Source organism: Pseudomonas azerbaijanorientalis, from assembly GCF_019139795.1.
GTDB classification, from domain to species: domain Bacteria; phylum Pseudomonadota; class Gammaproteobacteria; order Pseudomonadales; family Pseudomonadaceae; genus Aquipseudomonas; species Aquipseudomonas laurylsulfatiphila.
Genome location: NZ_CP077078.1, coordinates 26,714 through 48,797, shown reverse-complemented (window position 1 = coordinate 48,797; position 22,084 = coordinate 26,714). Strand labels below are relative to the sequence as shown.

Annotated in this window: 25 protein-coding genes; 9 read left to right on the top strand and 16 right to left on the bottom strand. The window is 61.2% G+C overall.

Going from position 1 to position 22,084, the window contains the following annotated elements; genetic code table 11:
- Positions 1 to 4 precede the first annotated feature (4 nt).
- On the bottom strand, positions 5 to 694 hold the full coding sequence (gene phoB / locus KSS91_RS00250) for a phosphate regulon transcriptional regulator PhoB (RefSeq protein WP_015097384.1): 690 nt from the start codon (positions 692 to 694) through the stop codon (positions 5 to 7).
- Positions 695 to 847: 153 nt separating this feature from the next.
- Between phoB and KSS91_RS00245 the strand changes: the two genes are divergently transcribed.
- Positions 848 to 1,231, top strand: coding sequence for a COG4315 family predicted lipoprotein (locus KSS91_RS00245; RefSeq protein ID WP_217836718.1), 384 nt, complete (start codon positions 848 to 850; stop codon positions 1,229 to 1,231).
- A gap of 53 nt (positions 1,232 to 1,284) precedes the next feature.
- Here KSS91_RS00245 and ubiA read toward each other — a convergent pair whose 3' ends face one another.
- Together ubiA and KSS91_RS00235 are read right to left on the bottom strand one after the other, a co-directional pair.
- Positions 1,285 to 2,175, bottom strand: coding sequence for a 4-hydroxybenzoate octaprenyltransferase (gene ubiA / locus KSS91_RS00240; RefSeq protein WP_217836717.1), 891 nt, complete (start codon positions 2,173 to 2,175; stop codon positions 1,285 to 1,287).
- The gene (locus tag KSS91_RS00235; RefSeq protein ID WP_217836716.1) at positions 2,175 to 2,738 is read right to left on the bottom strand and encodes a chorismate--pyruvate lyase family protein; all 564 of its coding nucleotides are present in this window, start codon (positions 2,736 to 2,738) and stop codon (positions 2,175 to 2,177) included. The genes ubiA and KSS91_RS00235 overlap by 1 nt, the downstream gene beginning before the upstream one ends.
- 199 nt (positions 2,739 to 2,937) lie before the next feature.
- Here KSS91_RS00235 and KSS91_RS00230 point away from each other — a divergent pair, with 199 nt between their 5' ends.
- From KSS91_RS00230 to KSS91_RS00215, 4 genes are all read left to right on the top strand, one after another.
- Complete coding sequence (locus KSS91_RS00230; RefSeq protein ID WP_007975200.1) at positions 2,938 to 3,108, top strand: rubredoxin; 171 nt, start codon at positions 2,938 to 2,940, stop codon at positions 3,106 to 3,108.
- Positions 3,109 to 3,126: 18 nt separating this feature from the next.
- A complete protein-coding gene (locus KSS91_RS00225; RefSeq protein ID WP_126048317.1) occupies positions 3,127 to 4,275 on the top strand; it encodes an NAD(P)/FAD-dependent oxidoreductase in 1,149 nt (382 codons plus the stop codon).
- 194 nt (positions 4,276 to 4,469) lie between these two features.
- Positions 4,470 to 4,745: an HU family DNA-binding protein gene (locus tag KSS91_RS00220; RefSeq protein WP_003195589.1), complete on the top strand. Its 276-nt coding sequence runs from the start codon at positions 4,470 to 4,472 to the stop codon at positions 4,743 to 4,745.
- Positions 4,746 to 5,093: 348 nt separating this feature from the next.
- Positions 5,094 to 5,477 (top strand): hypothetical protein, encoded by a 384-nt coding sequence (locus KSS91_RS00215; RefSeq protein ID WP_008018281.1) that lies wholly within the window; start codon positions 5,094 to 5,096, stop codon positions 5,475 to 5,477.
- Between the two features lie 97 nt (positions 5,478 to 5,574).
- On the opposite strand, the gene KSS91_RS00210 is transcribed toward KSS91_RS00215, so the two are convergent.
- From KSS91_RS00210 to exbB, 6 genes are all read right to left on the bottom strand, one after another.
- Entirely contained in the window at positions 5,575 to 6,975 is a 1,401-nt protein-coding gene (locus KSS91_RS00210) for an aminoacyl-tRNA deacylase and HDOD domain-containing protein (RefSeq protein ID WP_217836715.1), read from the bottom strand.
- A 78-nt stretch (positions 6,976 to 7,053) separates the two neighbouring features.
- A complete protein-coding gene (gene recG, locus KSS91_RS00205) occupies positions 7,054 to 9,129 on the bottom strand; it encodes an ATP-dependent DNA helicase RecG (protein ID WP_217836714.1) in 2,076 nt (691 codons plus the stop codon).
- A 9-nt stretch (positions 9,130 to 9,138) separates the two neighbouring features.
- Entirely contained in the window at positions 9,139 to 10,068 is a 930-nt protein-coding gene (locus KSS91_RS00200; protein WP_007975189.1) for a hydrogen peroxide-inducible genes activator, read from the bottom strand.
- A 285-nt stretch (positions 10,069 to 10,353) separates the two neighbouring features.
- On the bottom strand, positions 10,354 to 11,103 hold the full coding sequence (locus KSS91_RS00195; protein ID WP_015097375.1) for an energy transducer TonB family protein: 750 nt from the start codon (positions 11,101 to 11,103) through the stop codon (positions 10,354 to 10,356).
- Entirely contained in the window at positions 11,100 to 11,528 is a 429-nt protein-coding gene (exbD, locus tag KSS91_RS00190) for a TonB system transport protein ExbD (protein ID WP_007975187.1), read from the bottom strand. Before exbD ends, KSS91_RS00195 begins: the two co-directional genes overlap by 4 nt.
- Positions 11,529 to 11,534: 6 nt before the next feature.
- A complete protein-coding gene (gene exbB / locus KSS91_RS00185; protein ID WP_015097374.1) occupies positions 11,535 to 12,509 on the bottom strand; it encodes a tonB-system energizer ExbB in 975 nt (324 codons plus the stop codon).
- 188 nt (positions 12,510 to 12,697) lie between these two features.
- Here exbB and KSS91_RS00180 point away from each other — a divergent pair, with 188 nt between their 5' ends.
- Positions 12,698 to 13,555 carry an SDR family oxidoreductase gene (locus KSS91_RS00180; RefSeq protein WP_217836713.1) on the top strand — a complete coding sequence of 286 codons (858 nt, stop codon included), beginning with the start codon at positions 12,698 to 12,700 and terminating at the stop codon, positions 13,553 to 13,555.
- A gap of 128 nt (positions 13,556 to 13,683) precedes the next feature.
- Here KSS91_RS00180 and KSS91_RS00175 read toward each other — a convergent pair whose 3' ends face one another.
- The 6 genes from KSS91_RS00175 to KSS91_RS00150 all read right to left on the bottom strand — a co-directional run bounded on the left by KSS91_RS00175 (position 13,684) and on the right by KSS91_RS00150 (position 18,999).
- Positions 13,684 to 14,424: a hypothetical protein gene (locus tag KSS91_RS00175; protein WP_126048305.1), complete on the bottom strand. Its 741-nt coding sequence runs from the start codon at positions 14,422 to 14,424 to the stop codon at positions 13,684 to 13,686.
- Positions 14,425 to 14,491: 67 nt separating this feature from the next.
- Entirely contained in the window at positions 14,492 to 14,872 is a 381-nt protein-coding gene (locus tag KSS91_RS00170) for a RidA family protein (RefSeq protein ID WP_003229509.1), read from the bottom strand.
- Positions 14,873 to 14,908: 36 nt separating this feature from the next.
- A complete protein-coding gene (gene spoT, locus KSS91_RS00165) occupies positions 14,909 to 17,014 on the bottom strand; it encodes a bifunctional GTP diphosphokinase/guanosine-3',5'-bis pyrophosphate 3'-pyrophosphohydrolase (protein WP_104450282.1) in 2,106 nt (701 codons plus the stop codon).
- Positions 17,015 to 17,071: 57 nt separating this feature from the next.
- Complete coding sequence (rpoZ, locus tag KSS91_RS00160) at positions 17,072 to 17,335, bottom strand: DNA-directed RNA polymerase subunit omega (protein WP_007921129.1); 264 nt, start codon at positions 17,333 to 17,335, stop codon at positions 17,072 to 17,074.
- Positions 17,336 to 17,502: 167 nt separating this feature from the next.
- A complete protein-coding gene (gene gmk, locus KSS91_RS00155; protein WP_007975181.1) occupies positions 17,503 to 18,123 on the bottom strand; it encodes a guanylate kinase in 621 nt (206 codons plus the stop codon).
- Between the two features lie 12 nt (positions 18,124 to 18,135).
- Positions 18,136 to 18,999 (bottom strand): YicC/YloC family endoribonuclease, encoded by an 864-nt coding sequence (locus KSS91_RS00150; RefSeq protein WP_007975180.1) that lies wholly within the window; start codon positions 18,997 to 18,999, stop codon positions 18,136 to 18,138.
- A gap of 268 nt (positions 19,000 to 19,267) precedes the next feature.
- On the opposite strand from KSS91_RS00150, the gene rph reads away from it, so the two are divergent.
- Positions 19,268 to 19,990, top strand: coding sequence for a ribonuclease PH (gene rph / locus KSS91_RS00145; protein WP_007975179.1), 723 nt, complete (start codon positions 19,268 to 19,270; stop codon positions 19,988 to 19,990).
- Between the two features lie 28 nt (positions 19,991 to 20,018).
- A complete protein-coding gene (locus tag KSS91_RS00140; RefSeq protein WP_015097368.1) occupies positions 20,019 to 20,387 on the top strand; it encodes a DUF4870 domain-containing protein in 369 nt (122 codons plus the stop codon).
- Positions 20,388 to 20,574: 187 nt separating this feature from the next.
- On the opposite strand, the gene crc is transcribed toward KSS91_RS00140, so the two are convergent.
- Positions 20,575 to 21,354, bottom strand: coding sequence for a catabolite repression control protein Crc (gene crc, locus KSS91_RS00135; protein WP_003176915.1), 780 nt, complete (start codon positions 21,352 to 21,354; stop codon positions 20,575 to 20,577).
- Between the two features lie 80 nt (positions 21,355 to 21,434).
- Between crc and pyrE the strand changes: the two genes are divergently transcribed.
- Positions 21,435 to 22,079 (top strand): orotate phosphoribosyltransferase, encoded by a 645-nt coding sequence (gene pyrE / locus KSS91_RS00130; RefSeq protein ID WP_217836712.1) that lies wholly within the window; start codon positions 21,435 to 21,437, stop codon positions 22,077 to 22,079.
- Positions 22,080 to 22,084: the final 5 nt, after the last annotated feature.

Sequence of the window (22,084 nt, the reverse complement as noted above, 5' to 3'; positions counted from 1 at the left end):
CGGGTCAGGCTTTGGTAGAAAAGCGGTAACCGGTGCCGCGCACGGTTTGTACCAGATTTTCGTAAGCATCGCCGAGGGCTTTGCGCAGGCGCCGAATGTGCACGTCGACGGTACGCTCTTCGACATAGACGTTGCCGCCCCAGACCTGATCCAGCAACTGGCCACGGGTGTAGGCGCGCTCCTGGTGAGTCATGAAGAATTGCAGCAGGCGGTATTCGGTTGGGCCCATCTCGGCGGGACGACCGTCGATGGTCACGCGGTGGCTGATCGGGTCCAGCAGCAGGCCGCCGACTTCGATTGGCGCCTCGCCATCGGTCGGGCCGGTACGGCGTAGTACCGCCTTCAGGCGCGCCACCAGCTCACGGGGGGAAAACGGCTTGGTGATGTAGTCGTCGGCGCCGACTTCCAGGCCCTGGATCTTGTTGTCCTCTTCACCCTTGGCGGTGAGCATGATGATCGGGATGTCCCCGGTCAGCTCATCACGTTTGAGGCGACGGGCCAGCTCGATGCCGGAGGTGCCGGGCAGCATCCAGTCGAGCAGGATCAGGTCCGGTTTGCGGTCGACGATAATGGCGTGGGCCTGCTGGGAGTTTTCCGCCTCCAGGCAGTCATAGCCGGCCATTTCCAACGCAACGGCGATCATTTCGCGAATAGGCGCTTCGTCGTCGACGATCAGAATGCTCCTGCCAACCATGCCCAAAATCCTCTTGTCATTTAACTGTCTTGCGCCGCATTAGATAACGGAATTATTGCAGTCGTGTGACAGTATTTTAGTCGACCGGCGATTGGCTGGATCCTGGGCTAAGCTCTAAGTCCGGATCCTGACAACCACAAGAGGAAGGTTTCCATGAACTACATTGCTCAATCCTGGAAGGCGTTGCTGGTCACGGTTGCGTTAACGCTGCCGACACTGGCCTTTGCCGCCGACCCGGCGATGATGAAAGACGGCATGATGGTCGACCATAAGGGCATGACCTTGTACACGTTCGACAAGGACACTGGCGGCAAGTCGGTGTGCACCGGCGAGTGTGCAGAGTACTGGCCACCGCTCAAGGCAGAGGCGGGTGCCAAGGCTGAAGGTAAATGGACCGTTATCAAGCGTGACGACGGGACCATGCAATGGGCCTTTGACGGCAAACCGCTGTACTACTTCCAGAAGGACAAGGCACCTGGAGAAATGAAGGGTGACAAGATGAAGGACGTCTGGCACGTCGTTCGCGAGCATATGTAACAATGCAAAAAGATCGCAGCCTGCGGCGGCTCCTACCGCAGGCTGCGATCTTTTCAACGCAACGCGTAATCCAGCACAATCCCCACAAAAATCGCCAACCCTGCCCAGTGGTTGTGCAGAAACGCCTTGAAACAACGCATCCGGTCTTTGTCGCGGGTGTACCAGAACTCCCACGCAAAGCAGCCCGCCGCCACCAGTAATCCGAGGTGGAACCAGCCACCGAGGTCGAACTTCGAGCCCGCCAGCAACAGGCAACCCAGCGCCAGCCCTTGCAGGGTCAGGATGATCGCCCGGTCCGCATCGCCGAATAGAATCGCCGTGGATTTCACGCCGATCTTCAGGTCGTCATCGCGGTCGGTCATCGCGTAATAGGTGTCGTAGCCCACGGTCCACATCAGGTTGGCGATCCACAGCAGCCACGCAGCGGCCGGGAGTTCTCCGGTTTCGGCGGTAAAGGCCATCGGCATCCCCCAGGAGAACGCCGCGCCCAGCACCACTTGTGGGTAATAGGTGTAGCGCTTCATGAAGGGGTAACTGAACGCCAACGCCAGGCCGCCCAGCGACAACCACACGGTCGCGGCGTTGGTGCACAGCACCAGCAGGAAGCTCACGCCCATCAGCAATGCGAAGAACACCAGCGCCTCTTTCGAGCTGATCTTGCCGCTCACCAGCGGGCGCTGCTCGGTACGCTTCACATGACCATCGACCTTGCGGTCCGCCCAGTCGTTGATCACGCAGCCACCGGCGCGGGTCAGCACTACGCCCAGGACGAAAATCACAATGTTGGCCAGGGACGGCGAACCCTTGCCGGCAATCCACAGCGCCCACAGCGTCGGCCAGAGCAGCAGGTAAATGCCGATCGGCTTGTCCATCCGCGTCAGCTGAATGAAGTCCCAGGCCCTAGGGTTCAAGCGGTTCAAGGACTTGAGCAGGCTTTGGTACATCAGAGGTTCTCCGATCGGGCGCGTGCGGCGTCCCACAGGGAAGGCAGGAAGATTTCGGCCACCAATACACTCAGCGCGCCGCGGTCAAAACGTGAACGGCGGCCCCATAGATCCGGTGCCCGCACCTCGCCCGGCAGCCATTCTTGAGGGTAATGACAAACCTCGATGGCCCGACGCTGAAACGCCTGGTCGCAGAACAGCAATTCACCCAGGGAGCGGCTGCCCAATTCGTCCATGTGCAAGCCGTCGCCTTGCAATGCACTGCGTGCCGCGACACTGCGGGCGAACACCCAGGCTTCACCATGACCGCGCAGATACACCTCGCGCACCCAACCTTCACTGCCGTCGGCCAGGTCCAGCGCTGCGCATTCGTCGGCGCGCAGGGTTTGCCAGCCCTCGAACATCGGCGAGACGCTGAAGGCATCATTCGACAGATGAATCAGACGTCGGGTGAGCGAGCCTTCGTCGAACAGCCAGTCCAGGATGGAAGCATCGGGGAGGGGCGTCAGTTCGCTGCGCGAGAGCCAGAGAGGAGCTGGAGAGGGGGATTCTGTGTGTTGCACAATGAGTCATTATTGGCAGCAAATGAGGCGGCGAGCTTAACATGTCAGCCGCCGATATCGATTGAATTGGCCTGCCGTTGCGCCGAACAGGCTTGCATCCGGCGGCACCGATCAGTACAAAACGCGCTGAGTTGGACGGCAGTGCTACAACCATCGACCGTCCGGCCGGCATAACGCCTGAACCCTGAGGAAGTACCTGATGAAAAAGTGGCAATGTATCGTCTGCGGCCTGATCTACAACGAAGCCGACGGTTGGCCGGATGACGGCATTGCGCCGGGCACCCGTTGGGAAGACGTGCCGGAAGACTGGCTGTGCCCGGACTGCGGTGTGGGCAAAATGGATTTTGAAATGATCGAAATCGCTGCCTGAATAATTGAGGAGTAAGGAATGAACGCACCTGTCGTCATCATTGGCACCGGTCTGGCTGGCTACAACGTCGCCCGCGAGTTTCGCAAGCTCGACAGCGAAACCCCGCTGCTTTTGATTACCGCCGATGACGGGCGCTCCTACTCCAAGCCCATGCTCTCCACCGGCTTCGGCAAAAACAAGGATGCCGACGGCCTGAGCATGGCCGAACCCGGCGCCATGGCCGAACAACTCAAGGCCGAAATACGCACCCACACGCGCATCAGCGGCATTGACCCGGGCCACAAGCGCCTGTGGATCGGTGAAGAAGCGGTGATATACCGCGACCTGATCCTGGCCTGGGGCGCCGAAACCGTGCGCGTGCCCATTGAAGGTGACGCGGCGGATTGCGTATTCCCGATCAACGACCTGGAAGATTACGCACGCTTCCGTGCGGCAGCTGCTGGCAAGCGCCGCGTGCTGCTGCTCGGCGCCGGCCTGATCGGCTGCGAGTTCGCCAACGACCTGACCCTGGGCGGCTACGAAGTGCAACTGGTTGCGCCGTGCGAACAGGTCATGCCTACCCTGTTGCACCCGGCGGCCGCGGCAGCGGTGCAGGCTGGCCTGGAAAGCCTCGGCGCACGTTTCCACCTCGGGCCGGTGCTCAACCGCCTGCAACGCGTGTCGGACGGTCTCGAAGCACACCTGTCCGATGGCCAGGTGATCCCGTGTGACGTGGTGGTCTCGGCCATTGGCCTGCGCCCGCGCGTCGACCTCGCGGCAGCGGCCGGTTTGCAGGTCAACCGCGGCATCATGGTCGACCGGCACCTGAAGACTTCCCACGCCAACATCTACGCCCTGGGCGATTGTGCTGAGGTCGATGGGCTGAACCTGCTGTACGTGATGCCCCTGATGAGCTGCGCGCGAGCGCTGGCGCAAACCCTGGCCGGCAACCCGACCGCCGTCACCTATGGCCCTATGCCGATCACCGTCAAAACCCCGGTGTGCCCGCTGGTGGTATCCCCGCCGCCACGGGGTGCAGAAGGCATCTGGACCGTCGAAGGACAGGGCGCCGACATCAAGGTTTTATGCCGCGATGCAGCAGGCAAACTGCTCGGTTATGCCCTCACCGGTGCCGCCGTGATGGAAAAACTGGCCCTGAACAAAGAGCTTCCAGCCCTGTTGGCATAAATACCGGTCGTTCTGTCGGAATCACCCCCCTTTTGCCCTAACAATGGCCGCGCCGATACTGGCGCGGGGCCTCACTGCGTGCCATCCTCACTCCCGTCTGCCGCAGAGTAGAGCACCTGCGGCGCTTTTGGCGCTGCTCCGCAGAGAGCAGCACGGACATAACAACAACAAACCGTCAAAGGGGCTTCACTCACATGCGTAAACCAGACCTCGCTGCAGCCATTGCTGAAAAAGCAGACCTCACCAAAGAACAAGCCAACCGCGTTCTCAACGCCGTTCTTGAAGAAATCACCGGTGCCTTGCACCGCAAAGACAGCGTGACGCTGGTGGGCTTCGGCACCTTCCTGCAACGCCATCGCGGTGCCCGCACCGGCAAAAACCCGCAAACCGGTGAACCCGTCAAAATCAAGGCCAGCAACACCGTTGCGTTCAAGCCAGGCAAGTCGTTGAAAGACAGCGTCAATCCGTAAGCCGTTTTCACCTCTCGCGTAGCGGGGGAGTGGAATAAAAAATGGGCACGCCAACCAGGGTTAGGTGCCCATTTTTTGTACCTGAAATACCGCGCCCTCTAGGAGCCCGGCTTGCCTGCGATGGTGTCAGTGAGGGCGCTATCGTCGGCAAGCCGGCTCCTATGTATGTGTTTCTTCAGGTTCAGAAGTGGCGTGTGGAGTGGCTGGAGTGATGTGTTGATAATTGTGACTTAGTAGTCATCGTGCAGGTAATGGTAATGATCTTCTCCTAACGCAGCTGTATACTGGTGTTATCCTCTGAAGCCGTTAAACTGCCCAGCCGTTCATTTTCCTTCTGAGGCTGTGCGCATGAAATTTCGTTTTCTGCTGTGGATGCTGGGTTTGTTGATGGGCAAGGCCAGCCGGACCAATCCGGCGTTTCAGCAGCAGTTGGGTGACAAGGACCTGGTGTTCCAGCTGCAGACGCTGGACGGGAAAGTGGCGCGGCATTTCCGCGTGAAGGACCAGCGCATCACCAGCCAATCGGGTGTGCATGCCGAGCCTGCGTTTGCGATTGCCTTTAAAGATGCCGCGTATGGCTTTGCCACGATGCAGGCGAAGAACAAGCAACTGGCGTTCATGACCGGGATTCAGGACAAATCGATTCAGATCAAGGGCAACCCGGCGCTGGTGATCTGGTTCCAGGGGCTGACCAAGTACTTGAAGCCGAAGAAGGCGAAGCCCAAGGCTTGAGGTCTTTCAGTTAGACCGAGTGATATTCATCGCGGGCAAGCCCGCTCCCACAGGATTTAAGCGATCCCTGTGGGAGTGGGCTTGCCCGCGATGCTGTTCAGCCTTGGCTGAATTGCGAGGCCAGTTCGCGCAACAGCACTTCAGCCTCCAGCACTTTGCTGACTACGTCGTCGGCCTTGGCGCGGCTCAGGCCGAGGCGTTCCAATAGTGCGTCCGGGATGCCTTCGTCGGGGCCGGAGCCGATGCCTCGGCTGCGCAGCAGGCGCACCGACAGGCAGACCAGGTTCGGGTATTCGGCGTAGGTGCCGTCGTAGGCCGGGTCGTGCTGGAAGCGCAGCGCGGTCGACAGCTCTTCGGGCATGTCCCAGTAGCGCATCAGCCACGAGCCGATCTGTTCACGGCTGATGCCCAGCAGGTGTTGTTCCACGAAGCTGTGGCACAGGTGCGGGTTGACCTCCAGGTGGCGGCAGATCAGCGAGAAGTGTGGCGGGAACACGTGGGCCAGCAGCAGGTAGCCGAAGTTGTGCAGCAGGCCGGCCAGGTAGGTCAGGCCTGCTTCCGGGCGCTGGGTGCGCGGCATGGCGCGGGTCAGGCCTTCGATGACGGCGGCGGTGTAGATTGATTGCTGCCAGTATGGCGTGGTTTGTTGCGGGTGGTCCTTGGGCAGGCTCAGGGTTTTACCCAGGGCCAGGCCCAGCGCCAGGTTGATCACCAGGTCGAAACCCAGCACGCGCACGATGGCGTCTTCCACGGAACGGATCTTGCCCGGCGAGGCGTAGTACGGCGACGCTGCCCAGCTCACGACTTGCGCGGCCAGCGCCGGGTCGGTTTCGACCACGCCGGTGATGTCGTCGATAGTGGCGTTGGGGTCGACACGCAGCTTGATGATCTTTTGCGCGGTTTCAGCCAGCGGCGGAATCTCGATGGTCTCTTCCAGACGCTGCTGGATTCGCCGCGCGGTAAACGCCTGGACGGCCTGGGTGATTTCCTTGCGGTCGTCATCGGGGCGGTCGAGGTTCGGACGGATGCTGGTCAGGTTTTCGCCGAAGTTGGCGGCGCTGGCCTTGATCAGCATGGTCTTGAAGTCTTCGCTGGAGACTTCCAGCAGCACGCCCGGCTCACCAGAGTTGATCAGCAACTTCGGCTCACGCAGCAGGCTTTCGTCGTACAGGCAGGGTGAACTGGTCAGCGCCGGCAGGCCCGGCAGCAAGCTGAGGTTGTGCTTGCCGAGCATTTTTTTCAGGCGCTCGGTGGGTACGGCAGTGAGGCGGCGACCGGTGAGTTCGGTCAGGCGATTGAGGTCCAGCAACTGGCTCTGCGGGAACAACACCATCAACGCGCCGACGCTGTCATCGAGCAGAACGGCCTGCACTTTGCGTGCGGCATTGAGGCCGTGATGCTCCAACACTTCTTCGTAGGCAATGCCCAACTTGCCCAGCATCAGCCGAATAACCGACGGAGCGTGCGGGGTATCGGGTGCGAAGGCAACGTCGGTCATGGTCTGTATCCGTGATTAAACAATTGCAGGAGTATAACCAGCTTGCCTAAGGCCACGCCTCAGAAACTGTGACGGTTGTCACACTTGGCCGTATTGTTGGCCATGACGCAGCCAACGGTCGAGTAGCGGGCTGACGTGGGTCGGCCAGCGCTCGAGCAATGCCTGGGCGGCATCTCGCACGGCGGGCAGCAAATCGGCATCGCGCATCAGGTCGGCGACCTTGAATTGAAGCAGGCCGGTCTGGCGGGTGCCGAGCATTTCGCCGGGGCCGCGCAATTCCAGGTCCTTTTCGGCGATGACAAAACCATCGTTGGTTTCGCGCATGATGCCCAGGCGCTGACGGCCGATCTGCGACAGCGGCGGATGGTAGAGCAGCACGCAATGGCTGACGGCGCTGCCCCGGCCGACGCGGCCGCGCAACTGGTGCAGTTGCGCCAGGCCCAGGCGCTCGGGGTTCTCGATGATCATCAGGCTGGCATTGGGCACGTCGACGCCCACTTCGATCACCGTGGTCGCGACCAGCAGTTGCAGGTTGCCGGCCTTGAACTCGGCCATCACCGCGGCTTTTTCCGCAGGTTTCATGCGGCCGTGGATCAGCCCGACCTTCAGTTCGCCGAGGGCGGCGGTGAGGTCCTCAAAGGTGGTTTCGGCGGCCTGGCAGGTCAGCTCTTCCGACTCTTCGATCAGCGTGCACACCCAATAGGCTTGTCGCCCTTCGGCGCAAGCGCTGCGCACCCGCTCGATGACTTCGACCCGCCGGGTGTCGGTGATCAGCACGGTGTTGACCGGGGTGCGGCCGGGGGGCAGTTCGTCGAGGATCGAGGTGTCGAGATCGGCGTAGGCGCTCATGGCCAGCGTGCGCGGAATCGGCGTGGCGGTCATGATCAACTGGTGCGGACACATGCGTCCACCGACGCCTTTCTGCCGCAGGGCCAGACGCTGCTGAACGCCGAAACGGTGCTGTTCGTCGATGATCACCAGCGCCAGGTTCTTGAATTGCACTTCGTCCTGGAACAGCGCGTGAGTGCCAACCACCATAGGCGTGCCGCTGGCGATTTGCTCCAGCGCGGCGGTGCGGTTCTTGCCCTTGAGCTTGCCGGCGAGCCATGCGACTTCAATGCCCAGCGGCTCGAGCCAGCGCTTGAAGGTAATGAAGTGCTGCTCGGCGAGAATCTCGGTGGGCGCCATCAGTGCGACCTGATAACCGGCCTCCAGCGCTTGCAGTGCGGCAAGGGCGGCAACCACGGTTTTGCCGGCGCCGACGTCGCCCTGGATCAGCCGCAGCATGGGCTCGTGCTGGCTGAGGTCGTAGGCGATTTCGTTGCCGACCCGTTGCTGGGCGCCCGTCGGGTTGAAGCCGAGATTGGCCAGGTATTTGGCCGGCAGCCGGGTGGCCTTGGGCATCGCGGGCGCACGCAGGGCGCGCATGCTTTCACGAAGGCGCTGTTGCGACAGTTGATGGGTCAGCAGTTCTTCAAAAGCCAGGCGGTGTTGTGCCCAGTGATGGCCGAGGGCGAGTTCATCGACGTCGGCATCGGCGGGCGGGTTGTGCAGGTAGCGGATTGCATCGGCCAGCGGTGCCAATTGGTAGTCGCGGGCCAGTTCGTTCGGCAACCAGTCGGGCAGGCTGCTGGGGCCGAGCAGGGTGAGGGTCTGCATGCACAACTGGCGCAGGCGCTGTTGGGTCAGGCCTTCGGTGAGCGGGTAGACCGGAGTCAGGGTTTCATCCACCGGCGGTGGTTCGTCGCCAGTGATAGCGCGATATTCCGGGTGGTAGATTTCCAGCCCCGAAGCACCGGGCCGTGCCTCGCCGTAGCAGCGAATCCGCGTGCCGCGTTTGAGGCCTTCCTTCTGCGCATTGCTGAAATGATAGAAGCGCAGGCTGAGTCCGCCGGTGCCGTCCTGCAAGCGCACCACAAGGCTGCGCCGACGGCCCATGACCACATCGGCACCGCTGACCGTGCCTTCGATGACCGCATCCTGCCCGGGTCGCAGCGCGCCAATCGGGACCACGCGGGTGCGGTCCTGATAGCGCAGGGGCAAGTGAAACAACACGTCCTGGAGGTTTTCCAGGCCGACCTTGGCCAGTTTCTCGGCCATGGCTTCACCGACACCCTTGAGTGCCGTAACCGACACTTGCGACAACTCGCTCATGACCGTCGCTTAGCCCGCAGCAACCTGCGCCGCTGGCTTGGCCACCGAGCACAGGCGAATGGAGTCGGCGAGGATTTCAATCGCCTTCGGACGCGGGAAGCTCGCGCGCCAGGCAATAGCCACGGTGCGGAACGGTACGGGTGCCGACAAAGGACGCACCTCGATCACGCCGGGGGCGTAGTGGTGGCTGTCGACTGCCGACAACGGCAGGATCGAAATCCCGAGGCCGGAGGCGACCATGTGGCGAATGGTTTCCAGGGAACTGGATTCCACCGTGGTGTGCTTGGCGCCGTCGTTGCCTTTGGTCAGGGTCGGGCAGGCTTCCAGTACCTGATCGCGGAAACAGTGGCCTTCGCCGAGCAGCAGCAGGCTCTTGTCGTTGAGCAGGCTGGCATCGATGGACTCTTTTTGCGTCCACGGGTGCTGCGCCGGCATCAGCACGTAGAACGGCTCGTCGTAGAGCTGCAGGGTCAGCACGTCGGCTTCGCTGAACGGCAGGGCGATGATGATCGCGTCGAGTTCGCCGTTGCGCAGTTTGTCGCGCAGCACGTGGGTGAAGTTTTCTTCGATGTACAACGGCATCTGCGGGGCGACCCGGTGCAGTTGTGGAATCAGGTGCGGGAACAGGTACGGCCCGACAGTGTAGATCGCGCCGACTTTGAGCGGGGCAGTCAGCTGGTTCTTGCCGGCCTGGGCCAGTTCGCGGATGCCTTGGGCCTGCTCCAGCACCTTTTGAGCCTGGGCCACGATGCCTTCGCCGACAGGCGTCAGGCGTACGGCGCTTTTGCTGCGCTCGAAAATCAGCACACCGAGTTCGTCTTCAAGCTTTTTCACGCCCACCGAAAGGGTCGGCTGGCTGACGTGGCAACGCTCGGCCGCGTGGCCGAAGTGCTGCTCTTGGGCGAGGGTAACGATGTAGCGTAATTCTGTGAGGGTCATAGCAAGCGTCCATGAAGTTGCGGGCCAAGCATACCGGCTGCAATCGATAGACGCACGTTATCAGACTGAACGTGTCCGGTGACACCGGGCAATGCCGGTTTGCCGCTGGCAGATAAGAGAAAGGCACCTTTCGGTGCCTTTTTGGCTTGGAACGCGACCTTCCTGTTGGCAGAAATCTCTGTGGGAGCGAGCTTGCTCGCGATGAGGGCCCAACATTCGACATCTACGTTGAATGTTAGACCGCTATCGCGAGCAAGCTCGCTCCCACATGGGGCGGTGGTGCGTTTACCGACGGCGTTTTTCCAGCGAATACACAAAGGGTGCAACGATTTCGATGGAGCCATTGGTCAGCATGTCGGCCGGCGGCTTGGGCAGCGGCTGAGCGCGGCGGATCATTTCCAGGGTGGCCCGGTCCAGATCGGCGGTGCCCGAGGCGCCTACCAGCTCAAACGACAACACATTGCCTTCGGCATCCACGACGAAACGCAGGCGGTTCATGCCTTCCTTGCCCCGCGCCTGTGCACTGGCCGGGTACTTTTTGTACTTCTGCAGGTGCGCCAGCAGCGTGCCTTGCCAACTGGCCTTGGCCGCCAGTTGAGCTGGCGAAGGACCCGGTGCAGGCTGAGCGGATTTCTCCGTTGGCGCCTGAGTCTGTTGCGTTTCGGCAGGCTTTTCTTCGGCCGGTTTTTCCTTCGGCGGTTCGGGTTTCTTCTCTACAGGCTTGGGCGGCTGTGGCTTCGGCTTTGGCTTGACGGGCTTGGGCACGGCAATCTCAGCTTTCGGCGCTTCGGCGAGCTTGGGGATCGGCAGTTCTTCAACCGGAGCCGGTGGTTGCGGTGGGGTGACGACCTTCGGCGGAGCAGGCGGTGGCGGGGCGGGGACCGGTGCCAGTTCGACCATCATTGCCTGAGGAGGCAATTCGATGGGCGGACGGGCGGACCAGTTCAGCGCCAGCGCGATGGCCAGCGCGTGAACGCCCAGCACCACGGCCAGGCTACCGCTGTAACGCGTCAGCTTATGGCGCGTCGTGATCATTTCTTGGCTGCCGTCTCGAGTCCGACCAGGCCGACCTTCAGGTAACCGGCTGAGCGCAGGTTGTCCATCACGCTCATCAGGTCGCCGTAATCCACGCCTTTGTCGGCCTGGAAGAAGATCGTCGTGTCTTTTTTGCCCTGGGTCCTGGCGTCGAGCGTAGCGCCGAGTGCTTCGGCCTTCACTTCGTCTTCACCGAGGAACAGGCGCTGGTCAGCCTTGACACTGAGGAACACCGGTTTCTCTGGCCGCGGCGCCGGTTTGGCGGTGGAAGCGGGCAGGTCGACCTTGATGTCCACGGTGGCCAGCGGGGCCGCCACCATGAAGATGATCAACAGCACCAGCATTACGTCGATGAACGGCGTGACGTTGATTTCGTGGTTTTCGGACAGATCGTCGTCTGCCCCTTCTTTCAAATGCAGGCCCATGGCCGATTACCCCACTTTCACCATGTGCGGTTGCGAGCTGCGCTCAGGCTGGTGGTCGAGGTCGCGGCTGACCAGCAGCAGGACCTGTGCCGACGCATCGGACACCTGAGCCTTGTAGCCGGCGATGGAGCGGGCGAAGACGTTGTAGATCACGACGGCAGGGATCGCTGCAACCAGGCCCAGTGCGGTGGCCAGCAGGGCCTCGGCGATGCCGGGAGCGACGACGGCGAGGTTGGTGGTCTGGGTCTTGGCGATGCCGATGAAGCTGTTCATGATGCCCCACACGGTGCCGAACAGGCCGACGAAGGGCGCGGTGGAACCGATGGTCGCCAGCACGCCGGTGCCGCTGCTCATGTTACGACCGCAGGCCGCGACAAGGCGCTCAAGGCGGAAGCTGACGCGTTCCTTGATGCCTTCTTTCTCACGGCTGTTGACCGACAGGCGCATCTCTTCGAGAGCATCGTGCACCAGCAGGTTGGCGAGGGTGCCTTCCTTCGCCGCCGTGGCGCTGGCTTCCTTGAGGGAGGTGGATTTTTTCAGTTGGGCGATTTCACCGCGCAGGCGACGCTTGGCGCCCATCAGCTCAAGACCCTTGGCGATCCAGATGGTCCAGGTGATGATCGAGGCGATGGCCAGGCCGATCATCACGATTTTCACGATGATGTCGGCATTCTTGTACATGCCCCACGGCGACAGGTCATGGGCCATGCCCAGAGTGTTGTCGGCTTCGAGGACTTCAGGAACGTCTTCACCCAGGTTCTCTGCCGGTGCTGCCTGGGCAGGATCGGTCGCGGCAGGAGCAACGGCCGGGGCGGCGTGATCAGCCGGTGCAGGGGCTGCGGCGGCGGCCGGAGTAGCTGGCGCCTGGGCATCGGCGAAAGCCGCGACTGGCGCGAGCATCAGGCTGAGGAGCAGGGCGGCCACCGCGCTCCAGGCGCGAGGTCGTTTGGTTGGCGAAGCGGAGAGTTGATTACGTGTCATGCTGGCCGGACCTGAGAGAAAAAACGGGTGAAGTTCTTCCAGGCCTCGAAGGGCCGAGAACAAAAGTGGGGCGTATTATTGCAAGTAATTCTTGTTAACAGAAGTAATAGCGTCTCTTTTTTTCCTGCATTGCTAGCCGCCTGTCTGTTGCCGGCGCTAGTCTGTGGCTTTGCGATAGGAGTTTTCTGATGTCTGCGCCTACTGTTTTGATCGCCGGTTGCGGTGATGTTGGCAGCCGCCTGGCCACACAGCTGCTGGCGGCGGGATGGGAGGTTCATGGCCTGCGGCGGGATGTTTCACGCCTGCCCGCAGGCGTCATCGGCGTTGCCGGTGATTTGTTCAACAAGGACTGTCCGGCCACTTGGCCGATCGGTGCCGTGGATTACCTGGTGTATTGCGCGGCAGCCACCGATCACGACGAAGCCGGCTACCGTGCAGCCTATGTCCAGGGGCTGGAGCATGTGCTGGAGTGGTTGAACGACTACGGTCAGGTGCCCAATCGCCTGTTGTTTGTGTCCAGCAGCAGTGTTTACGGGCAGCAGGATGGCGAGTGGGTCGATGAGAGTTCGTCTACGGTGGCGTCCGGTTATTCTGGGCGTGTGATGCTCGAGGCCGAGCAGATCGCGCTCAAGAGCGGTATCCCGGCCAGTGTCGTGCGACTGACCGGCATCTACGGCCCGGGGCGTGAGTGGTTGCTGACTCAAGTCCGCCGGGGTTATCGCGTGGCGGTCGAACCACCGTTGTATGCCAACCGGATCCATGCGGACGATGCCGCAGGGTTGATGGCGTGCCTGCTTGAGGCGGACCGGCGTGGTGTGGCGCTGGAGGATGTCTACATCGGCGTCGATGACGAGCCGGCAGCGCTGGCCGATGTGGTGGGCTGGTTGCGCGGGTATCTGGGCGTGAACGAATGGGACGACGATTCAAGCGTACGGCGCACCGGCAGCAAGCGTTGCAGTAATGCGCGGGCCAAGGCCTTGGGCTGGACGCCGAAGTATCCGAGCTTCCGTGAGGGGTATGCGGCGATTCTTGAGGGGCGCTGCTGACTTTCAGGCACTCTGAAATAACTGTGGGAGCGAGCCTGCTCGCGATGAGGTCGTAACATTCAACATCATCGTTGACTGTCATGCCGCCATCGCGAGCAGGCTCGCTCCCACAGGGGGTTATGCGTTGTTTACTGTTTTTCCAGCAGCCACTTGCGATCACCGGGCGTGTACTGAGGCATCTCGTCCGCCTGCGCCGTGTTCACGGTCTGGAAAATCTCCAACTCCTTGCCCTTGCGCGCAAAGATCCAGGCGTTGCCCTGGCCATTGAGTTGCAGCCACATGTTGTCATTGCCGCCGCTCATGGAGGCGCAATCGCCAGCCAGGCACAACGCATAGCGGTCGCTGCCGGGCAGACCGGTCACCTGGCCGTCGGCCTGGAATTGAACCGTGTTGCCTTCGCCGGTACCGCTGACGATTGTCCAGCTGCCGCCCATGTAGGCTGAGTACAGTGCACGCTCGAAACTGGCGCCGATCGGAGCGCCGTCCGGCACCGGAATCGGGGCGCGGTCGAAAACCTGCTCGGGTTCGTTTTCGCTGGCGGACTGGCTGAGTTGCTTGCCATCACGCTTCAGCTCGCTGGCCGAGCTGCCGTAAAAGTCGATTTTCCAGGCGCCGGATTCTTCACCCAGCAGCTTGCCGTCGACGTTTTCAAAGCCATTGGTGTAGCGGGCCTGGCCGGCCTTGGTGTTGATGTCCCATTCCAGGTTCGGGCCATAGGCCTGGAGCGCTTCACGCAGGGGGACGCCTTTGGCGGCAGCATCGATCGCCACCTGATTGATCCAGGTGCCGCTGATATCACGATCGGCAGGGTTGCTGGCACATCCGCCCAGAAGCAGGGCGAGCAGCGAGAGAGCAAGCGCATTGCGCATGGTGGAATCCTTTCAAACTTTCTTTACAGCAGGGCAGTCGGCGCAGCCCCAGGCTGCGCCGTGCACATTACTCGATGACCAGGATGGCATCCATTTCAACCTGCGAACCCTTTGGCAGGGCTGCAACGCCGATGGCGGCGCGGGCAGGGTAAGGCTGGTCGAAATACTTGCCCATGATCTCGTTGACCTTGGCGAAGTGGCTCAGGTCGGTGAGGAAGATGTTCAGCTTGACGATGTCCTTGAACGAACCACCGGCTGCTTCGGCTACGGCCTTGAGGTTCTCGAACACCTGGACGGTCTGGGCTTCGAAGCCTTCAACCAGTTCCATGGTTTTTGGGTCCAGAGGAATCTGACCCGACATGTAAACGGTGTTGCCAGCCTTGATCGCCTGGGAGTAAGTACCGATGGCGGCCGGGGCCTTGTCGCTGGTGATAACAGTCTTGGTCATTGATGACTCCTTGTAAGAGGTGGCTACGTTTGCGAGCTATGCACGCATTCGGGTGATGCGAATCACCCCGGTCAGGGCACGCAGTTTCTTGATCACGCGGGCCAGGTGCACGCGATCGTGCACGCTGACCACCAACTGGACCACGCTGATGCGACCATCGCGTTCGTCCATGCTGATTTTCTCGATGTTGCCGTCGGCAGCGTTGACGCTGCTGGCCAATAGGGCAATCAGGCCGCGCTGGTGTTCCAGTTCGACGCGCAGTTCGACGTTGAATTCGCCGGTGACATCCTTGGCCCACGAGAGCTGGATGCACTTTTCCGGATTGTGGCGGATTTCGCTGATATTGCGGCAGTTGTCCAGGTGCACGACCATGCCTTTGCCCGCGGACAGGTGGCCGACAATCGGGTCGCCCGGGATCGGCGTGCAGCACTTGGCGTAGCTGAGAACCAGGCCTTCGGTACCGCGAATCGCCAGCGGGCCTTCCGGGCTTGGCAGCTGTTCGCCTTCACCGAGCAGTCGGCGAGCCACTACATAGGCCATGCGATTGCCCAGGCCGATGTCTTCGAGCAAATCCTCGATCAGTTCGAGGCGGTACTCGGCGAGCATTGCCTTGACGCGTTCGGCGGGAATTTTCTCCAGCGCGCTGTCGAATCCGTTGAGGACCTTGTTCAGCAGGCGTTCGCCCAGGCTGATGGATTCGGAGCGGCGTTGCAGTTTCAGCGCATGGCGGATGTGCGTGCGCGCCTTGCCGGTGACCACGAAGTTGAGCCAGGCCGGGTTCGGCCGTGCGCCGGGTGCGCTGACGATCTCGACCGTGGAGCCGCTTTGCAGTGGTTCGGACAGCGGTGCGAGACGACGGTTGATCCGGCAGGCAATGCAGCTGTTGCCCACGTCGGTATGCACTGCGTAAGCGAAGTCGACCGCCGTGGAACCCTTGGGCAGCTCCATGATCCGGCCCTTGGGCGTGAACACGTAGACCTCGTCCGGGAACAGGTCGATCTTCACGCTCTCGATGAATTCCAGCGAGTTGCCGGCGCGTTGCTGCATTTCCAGCACGCCCTTGACCCACTGGCGGGCGCGGGCGTGAGTGCCTTTCGGCTGTTCGTCGCCGCTGGACTTGTACAGCCAATGGGCGGCGATGCCGTTGTTGGCCATCTCTTCCATTTCACGGGTGCGGATCTGGATCTCGATCGGAACACCGTGCATGCCGAACAGCGTGGTATGCAGCGACTGGTAGCCGTTGGCCTTGGGGATCGCGATGTAATCCTTGAAGCGCCCTGGCAGTGGTTTGTATAAGTTATGTACAGCACCCAGCACGCGGTAGCAGGTATCGACCTTGTCGACGATGATCCGGAACGCGTAGACGTCCATGATCTCGTTGAAGGCCCGACGCTTGCCGCGCATTTTCGTGTAGATGCCGTAGAGGTGTTTCTGGCGACCGCTGACCTCGCCCTGGATGCCGTCGATGGCCAGGCAGTGGCTTAAGGATTCTTCGATCTTGTTGACGATTTCCTTGCGGTTGCCCCGGGCGCGCTTGACGGCCTGGTAGATCCGCGCGGAACGCATCGGGTGCATGGCCTTGAAGCCGAGGTCTTCGAATTCTATGCGGATGGCGTGCATGCCCAGCCGGTTGGCGATGGGCGCATAGATTTCCAGGGTTTCCTTGGCGATGCGTCGGCGTTTTTCACCGGACAGCACTTCCAGGGTGCGCATGTTGTGCAGGCGGTCGGCCAGCTTGACCAGGATCACGCGAATGTCGCGGGCCATGGCCATGGCCATTTTCTGGAAGTTTTCGGCTTGTGCCTCGGCCTTGGTCTCGAAGTTCATCTGGGTCAGTTTGCTGACCCCGTCGACCAGTTCGGCCACAGTCTCGCCGAACTGCGCTTGCAGCGCTTCCTTGGCAATACCGGTGTCTTCGATCACGTCATGCAGCATTGCGGCCATCAGGCTCTGATGGTCCATGTGCATGTCGGCAAGAATATTCGCCACCGCGAGTGGGTGCGTGACGTACGCCTCGCCGCTACGGCGGCGTTGGCCGTCGTGGGCTTGTTCGGCGTAGAAATACGCTCGGCGGACCAGGTTGACCTGGTCCTTGCCGAGGTAGGTCGATAAGCGATCGGCGAGGGCGTCTATGCTCGGCATGATGTCTCCTGCCGTAGGCTGTGATCCCGCGCCGTGCTACGTCGACCAGGCATAGGCTTAGACGGCCTCGTTGGACTCGTCCTCGAATGCAGCAAAAAGCGGTTCATCTTCAACGATTTCGGCTTCGGCGATAGCTGCGTAGTCGATCAGGCCTTCAGCGATTTCGCGCAGGGCGACGACGGTAGGCTTGTCGTTTTCCCATGCTACTTTCGGCTCTTTGCCGCCGGTGGCCAGTTGACGGGCACGCTTGGTAGAGAGCATGACCAGCTCAAAGCGGTTATCCACGTGTTCTAGGCAGTCTTCAACGGTTACGCGGGCCATGGTCTTCCTCGTAGCAAATGCAATATGCGCGCTGCCCGGATGGGCGAGCGGACTCAACAGTTTAAAAAATCACCAGCGATTAGGGAAGCGCTGATTTTTTGACCAAGCCCTTCAACGCGCTGCAAGTGCCAATGTAAAGCCCTTGCAGCGGTTTTGGGAAGAGCTGATTAACCGAGCAATTCAGCCAGCAATTTGCCGTGACGCTGCTGCTGACGCTTCTGAATCAGCTGATTGGCGCGGAAAATCGCCTTCAGGTCGTGCAGTGCGTGGGCGAAATCGTCGTTGATGATCAGGTAATCGTAGTCGACGTAATGGCTCATTTCGCTGACGGCTTCGCGCATCCGGCCGTCAATGATCTCGTCGCTGTCCTGGCCGCGATTGGTCAGGCGCTGGTGCAGGGCTTGCAGTGACGGCGGCAGGATGAAGATCGAGCGGGCCTGCGGCATCAGCTTGCGTACTTGCTCGGCACCTTGCCAGTCGATTTCCAGGATCAGGTCGTGGCCTTCGTCAAGGGTCTGCTGCAGGTGGCTTTGCGAGGTGCCATAGAGATTGCCGAACACTTCGGCGCGCTCGAGGAAATCGCCGTGCTCGATCATCTTCACGAACTCGCTGCGGTCGACGAAGTGATAGTTCACGCCATTCACTTCACCCGGGCGCATGGCGCGGGTGGTGTGGGAGACCGAGACGCGGATCTCCGGGTCGGCATCGGTCAGGGCCTTGACCAGGCTGCTCTTGCCCGCGCCCGAAGGGGCGGAAATGATGTAAAGGGTGCCAGTGCTGTGGGTCATGTCGGGGTAGCCTTACTCAATATTCTGCACTTGTTCGCGCATCTGCTCGATCAACACCTTGAGGTTGACCGCAGCCTGGGTGCTGCGCGGGTCGAAGGCTTTGGAGCCCAGTGTGTTGGCTTCGCGATTGAGTTCCTGCATCAGGAAGTCCAGGCGCCGACCGGCAGCGCCGCCGGATTTGAGTACCCGGCGAACTTCGATGATGTGAGTGCTCAGTCGATCCAGTTCTTCGGCGACGTCGCTTTTTTGCGCGAGCATGACCATTTCCTGTTCCAGGCGCTGCGGATCCATCTCGGCCTTCATGTCGGCGAAACGGTCGAGGACTTTCTGGCGCTGGGTGGCGAGCATCTGCGGGACCAGTTCGCGCAGGGTCACCACGTCTTCTTCGATGGAGGTCAGGCGCTCGTTGATCAACCGTGCCAGCTCCGCACCTTCGCGCTCGCGACCGGCCTTGAGTTCCTTGAGGCCCTGGTTGAACAGTGCCAGCGCTTCAGCGTTCAAGGCTTGCGGGTCGGTGGCGTCGCCAACCAGTACGCCGGGCCAGGCCAGGACTTCCAGCGGGTTCAGCGCGGCCGGGTTCTTGATCAGGCCGGCGATGGTCTCGGCGGCGGCGACCAGTTGCGCGGCGCGTTCCTGATCGATCTGCAGCGCTTTGCCGGTGTTTTCTTCGGTGAAGCGCAGGGTGCATTCGAGCTTGCCCCGCGATACGCCTTGGCGCAGGGCTTCACGTACCGCGCCTTCGAGGTCGCGAAAGGACTCCGGCAGGCGCAGGTGGGGTTCCAGGTAGCGGCTGTTGACCGACCGCAGTTCCCAGCTCAGGGTGCCCTGGACGCCGGCTTTTTCGACGCGGGCGAAGGCGGTCATGCTGTGCACCATGGCGGTACCTCGCAAGGCAGATCGGCGCAGAACCTTGGTTCCGGGAGTCCGATATCAATGAATTAAAGCCGACTGGCAGCAAAGGCGCAGGATTGTAGCGCAGTGGCGCGGATGCGCCCAAACACAGGGTGTGACAAAGAGCGGCAGGCCTGCGCCGGCGTGCAGTGCAGAGCCTTCGGTCGTCGGCGGATTTTTTTAGAAGTGCCCAGGGGCGGCCGTCGGCTCTATAATGCTCCGCAGTTTTCCGTCCCCAGTACAGGTATTCCCTATGATACGTCCAAGTGGTCGCGCTGCCGATCAGCTCCGCTCGATCCGCATCACCCGCAACTACACCAAACACGCCGAGGGTTCTGTGCTGGTCGAGTTCGGTGATACCAAGGTCATCTGCACCGTCAGCGTTGAACCGGGCGTACCGCGTTTCCTGAAAGGCCAGGGCCAGGGCTGGCTGACCGCCGAGTACGGCATGCTGCCACGGGCCACTGGCGAGCGTAACCAGCGTGAAGCCAGCCGTGGCAAGCAAGGCGGCCGTACGCTGGAAATCCAGCGTCTGATCGGCCGTTCCCTGCGCGCTGCGCTGGACATGACCAAGCTGGGCGACGTCACCCTGTACGTCGACTGCGACGTGATCCAGGCAGACGGTGGCACCCGTACGGCGTCGATCACCGGTTCCATGGTCGCGCTGATCGATGCCTTGAAAGTGATCAAGAAGCGTGGCGGCCTGAAAGGCGGCGACCCGGTCAAGCAGATGATCGCCGCTGTTTCCGTGGGCATGTACAAGGGCGAGCCTGTGCTCGACCTCGACTACCTGGAAGACTCGGCCGCCGAAACCGACCTGAACGTGGTGATGACCAGTGCTGGCGGTTTCATTGAAGTACAGGGCACTGCCGAAGGCGCGCCGTTCCAGCCTGAAGAGCTGAACGCCATGCTGGAACTGGCGAAGAAAGGCATGAACGAGATCTTCGAACTGCAAAAGGCCGCATTGGCCGACTGACCGGACCGCTCCAGGCAAGGAGGACACCATGAGTGACGAACAACTGCCGCTGCCCACGCCGAGCCAGGAGGTGCGTCAGTGGGCGATGTTCTGTCACCTGTCCGCCTTGCTGGGGATCTGGATTCCGTTCGGCACGCTGATCGGTCCGCTGATTCTCTGGCAAATGAAGCGCGAGATGGACCCGTTCATCGACGCCCAGGGCAAGGAGGCTTTGAACTTCCAGATCACCGTCGCCATTGCCTCGGCTATCTGCTTCCTGTTGATGGTGGTGATTATCGGGTTCTTTCTGTTCGGGCTGGTGGCGATAGGTGCGCTGGTGCTGACGATTATTGCCGGGGTGAAGGCCAATGAAGGGCAGCCTTACCGGTATCCGTTCACATGGCGATTGATCAAATAACGATCGAATACCCCCTTTGTAGGAGCGAGCCTGCTCGCGATGGTCGTTAATGATGACATTGGATACCTGACACCCAGCGGTGCTCTTTCGTCCATCGCGAGCAGGCTCGCTCCTACAGAGGGCGGCAATCACCGTCCACAAAAAAGCCGACATTGCTGTCGGCTTTTTTGTATCTGCAAAACGACGCTCAGATGGTCAGCGTCCAGTCGTAGTCCACGATCAGCGGCGCGTGTTGCGAGAACCGCGGCTGGCGTGGCAAGCGTGCACTGCGTACGAAGCGGCGCAGGCCCGGGGTCAGCAGTTGATAGTCGAAGCGCCAACCAAGGTTGAGCATCTCCGCCTGTTCGTTATCCGGCCACCAGCTGTACTGGTCGCCTTCGCGGCTGACTTCGCGCAGGGCGTCGACATAGCCCATGTTGCCGACAATCTCGTCCATCCAGGCGCGTTCAGGCGCCAGGAAACCCGGAGATTGCTGGCTATCGCGCCAGTTCTTGATATCCAGCTTCTGTTGCGCCACGTACAGCGAGCCACAATAGATGTACTCGCGACGTTTACGCCGCTGTTTATCCAGATAACGGGCGAAGTCGTCCATTAGCTTGAACTTCTGGTTCAAGTCTTCATCGCCGTTCTGCCCCGAAGGGAGCAGCAAGGTCGCGATGCTGACCTTGTCGAAATCGGCTTGCAGGTAGCGCCCGTAGCGGTCGGCCGTCTCGAAACCGAGACCGCTGATGACAGCCTTCGGTTGCAGCCGCGAATACAAAGCCACGCCACCTTGGGCGGGGACTTCGGCATCGCAGGCATAAAGGAAGTATCCATCCAGTTGGAAGGCTGGATCGTCCAGTTCAAAGGCGGAGGCGCGGGTGTCCTGCAGGCAGATGACGTCGGCATTCTGTGCCTGCAGCCAACTGAGCAAACCACGCTCGACTGCAGCCTGAATACCATTGACGTTCACACTGATGATCCGCATAAATGGCCCCAAAAATCGCGTGCGTGTATGATACACGGCGTCAAGCTAATTAGCTAAATCCGTGGTATTTGGGGTTTTTCATGCAAGCGTATCAGCGCGATTTCATCCGTTTTGCCATCGATCGCGGCGTTTTGCGCTTCGGTGAGTTCACCCTGAAGTCCGGGCGCACCAGTCCTTACTTCTTCAATGCCGGGCTGTTCAACTCGGGGGCGGCCCTGGCGCAGCTGGGTCGTTTCTACGCCGCTGCCATTGCCGAAAGCGGCATTGCGTTCGACGTGCTGTTTGGCCCCGCCTACAAAGGCATCCCGTTGGCGGCGACTACTGCCGTGGCCCTGGCCGAGCATCACAACCGTGACCTGCCATGGTGCTTCAACCGCAAGGAAGCCAAGGCCCACGGCGAAGGCGGCAGCCTGGTGGGCGCACCTTTGACCGGCGAAGTGCTGATCATCGACGACGTGATCACCGCCGGTACAGCCATCCGTGAAGTGATGCAGATCATCGCCTCCCAGGACGGCGCCAAGGCCGCCGGCGTGCTGATCGCCCTGAACCGTCAGGAGCGCGGCAATGGCGAGTTGTCGGCGATCCAGGAAGTCGAGCGTGACTTCGGCATCCCGGTCATCAGCATCGTTTCGCTGAACCAGGTGCTGGAATTCCTGGCGGATGATCCGCAGCTCAAGCAGCATTTGCCAGCCGTGGAAGCCTATCGCGCCCAGTTCGGCGTCTGACGCAA